The organism is Pseudomonas sp. W2Jun17, assembly GCF_023127795.1.
GTDB lineage: Bacteria > Pseudomonadota > Gammaproteobacteria > Pseudomonadales > Pseudomonadaceae > Aquipseudomonas > Aquipseudomonas synxantha_A.
This window is the reverse complement of record NZ_SPKO01000016.1, coordinates 1-2,216: the sequence shown is the minus strand read 5'-3', so window position 1 is coordinate 2,216 and position 2,216 is coordinate 1. Positions and strand designations below refer to the sequence as shown.

3 protein-coding genes and 1 pseudogene are annotated in these 2,216 nt (G+C 46.3%); 3 read left to right on the top strand and 1 reads right to left on the bottom strand.

Annotated features, from left to right (window positions below):
* Nucleotides 1-524 (bottom strand): annotated as a pseudogene (locus E4O98_RS11615) (IS4 family transposase); the annotation flags it as partial.
* A gap of 216 nt (nucleotides 525-740) precedes the next feature.
* Here E4O98_RS11615 and E4O98_RS11610 point away from each other — a divergent pair.
* The 3 genes from E4O98_RS11610 (at nucleotide 741) to E4O98_RS11600 (ending at nucleotide 1,946) form a co-directional block, all read left to right on the top strand.
* Nucleotides 741-1,211, top strand: coding sequence for a DNA/RNA non-specific endonuclease (locus E4O98_RS11610; protein ID WP_248135086.1), 471 nt, complete (start codon nucleotides 741-743; stop codon nucleotides 1,209-1,211).
* The gene (locus E4O98_RS11605; RefSeq protein WP_248135073.1) at nucleotides 1,208-1,513 is read left to right on the top strand and encodes a hypothetical protein; all 306 of its coding nucleotides are present in this window, start codon (nucleotides 1,208-1,210) and stop codon (nucleotides 1,511-1,513) included. Before E4O98_RS11610 ends, E4O98_RS11605 begins: the two co-directional genes overlap by 4 nt.
* A 76-nt stretch (nucleotides 1,514-1,589) precedes the next feature.
* Nucleotides 1,590-1,946, top strand: a complete 357-nt coding sequence (locus E4O98_RS11600; RefSeq protein ID WP_248135070.1) for a hypothetical protein — start codon at nucleotides 1,590-1,592, stop codon at nucleotides 1,944-1,946.
* Nucleotides 1,947-2,216: the final 270 nt, after the last annotated feature.

The following is a 2,216-nucleotide window of genomic DNA, read 5'->3' as shown; positions in this document are numbered from 1 at the left end:
CCTACCAAACGACAAATGGGAAAGCCCAACCCTGCTTTCTGGCCACGAGATTGCGGATAGGCAGCTTGATTGGCCGCAGTGTCTGGCATGGTCACTGTGGTGCCATCCACGAGACGTACCGGGCGGCCCATCCAGCGCCATGACGGTGGCACGTTGTTACTCATCGAGGATCCCGTGGAGCGCAACAATGTTGAAACCATCTCTACCGGTAACCGCGCCCGTGCTTTGCAATAAGCGCCGGTGTAGACACTGCTGGGGCTTAGCCCATCGCAGCAACGTTTGATCGAAAAATCATTCACGGCCTTCTGACAAGAACGGTCGGCATTCATGGCCTGAGCCAGAAACATCGACAGTGTTTCAGTCGGCGGGAATAAGCGTTGACGATGCTTGGGAATCACTGACTCGGCACGCTGTAGCAGCGCCGGATCGGCTAGCAGCTTAAAGAATGCATGGGCGTTGCTGTTTTTGGCGTGCTGCTGAATGCGCTGCTGTTGATGCCTGACGATTTGACGTCTACGATTCACGCGGGCTGTCCTTGTTCGAGTGGTGTGTGTTCGCAACTATCACCGTAGACCAAGGACGGCCTTTTTTCATTTTTCTGTAGTCATATCAGCTGGTTAGCTGTTAAGGAAGTGCCATTCAAATCTGTCCCCTTTTGTTAGAATCGTCAAGACACACCAACGGCTGAAACAATCAAAGTCGACAGCAGTAAGCCAGTCAAAGGATCGCCTGAGTACGAAATGCTCAACAATCCAGAAGCACGTATGCCCAACCAGCGTTATGAGCTGGACAACGGCACTACTTTTGTAACCGACAGTAGAGGTCTAGTCGAAGAGCTCACGTTCACCCCGGTTGATATCAAGGTTCCACGGGACGCGAGGCAAACTGCTGCTGGGAAGACCGGTAGAGAAACTGATGTAGGCGGACACGCACAAGCGTGTAGTCAGGGTGGGACATGCGATGGTTACAACTTGTTCGCCCAAGATCAGAATTTCAATAGCTCAGCGTATAAGGTATTTTACGAACACAAAATCAAGAGCGCTTTGAACGATCCAAATAAAGTAGTAGGACCGACAACTATAAAATTTAATCGCGAAGATCCTCGATCGTTGCGCCCAGATACGTTGGATGTTACTTATATAGTCGATGGAAAGCGTCAAACTGTTCGATTTGAAAATGAAGCTCGCAGAATACCGGAGCATAAAGAATGATTGCCAAAGATATAGAAATTGTTAAAAGTATATTTGAATTGCTTCAGTCAGGAATTGTTGAAGATTATGATGCCTTCAGGTATGAGACTGAGGTGTGCGATGGATACATGGTTGAAGAAATCTCCATTGAGAAAAATGGCGTGGTAAATGAGCAGCCGCAAACTGATTTCAATGGTGCTGTTTTGTATCGATTAATTAAGGAGTTGAAGGCTAGCGCAGCATCGCGGGGTGAGAACTGGAGTTCTTTTGTGATGAGTTACGATGTTGGTGGGCAAGTAAAGACGAATTTCGTTTATCCGTGAGTAAAAGTGTGAAATTAATTTTTGAGTGTGAAAAGAATTTTTCAGGTTATGTTGTTGTTCCAAAGGATGCTCTGAAATGAAATTAAGCATTAAGTTTCCCGAGAATTTGTTAACCCACAGCCTGCTCGAGCAAAGGCTGATTCCTTGCATTTGCAAAATTGCAACGGAGTTTGAAATTGAATTTTTGGACCCTTTGCCAGAAGCTGCAGGAACCGTTCTGGAGTGGGATCGTGCAGAAATTGAAAAAAGAGCGATAGGTGGGGTAGGTGGGCAATACTCTCACTATGCACACGGTCGGGTGTCGTTAAAAAAAGTTGATATTGATATCTACCAAATATTGGATCTTGAAATGTTTTATAGGCTTTTTGGATGGTGCAGCATCTTGGAAGATGGCAACTATGCGCCGCCGGGGCAGTTTTGGGATGATGAATAAGTTGAAGAAAAGGGGGCTGAAGAAAAGGGACAAGAAAAGAGGGCAGATTTATCTAGACTAGAGTTTAAAGGCTGTCTAGTCCTGAAGTAGGTGTAAACCTATTTCAGGACTAGACAGTCCCCTTTTTTCGTTGATTCGTGACAAAAATATTGGAAGGGATTAAGTCAGAAGCAGTAATCGTGGGTAGTGAAGTTAACAGCAGAAAAGGGGACAGGTTTGAATGGCACTTACTTAACCTTCTTCGGGTGTCCATTTCTCCTGACCTCGGCC

What these genes read in the sequence shown, in the direction of transcription:
- E4O98_RS11600 (WP_248135070.1), top strand. Translation starts at nt 1,590, where the DNA reads ATGAAATTAAGCATTAAGTTTCCCGAGAATTTGTTAACCCACAGCCTG.
- E4O98_RS11605 (WP_248135073.1), top strand. Translation starts at nt 1,208, where the DNA reads ATGATTGCCAAAGATATAGAAATTGTTAAAAGTATATTTGAATTGCTT.
- E4O98_RS11610 (WP_248135086.1), top strand. Translation starts at nt 741, where the DNA reads ATGCTCAACAATCCAGAAGCACGTATGCCCAACCAGCGTTATGAGCTG.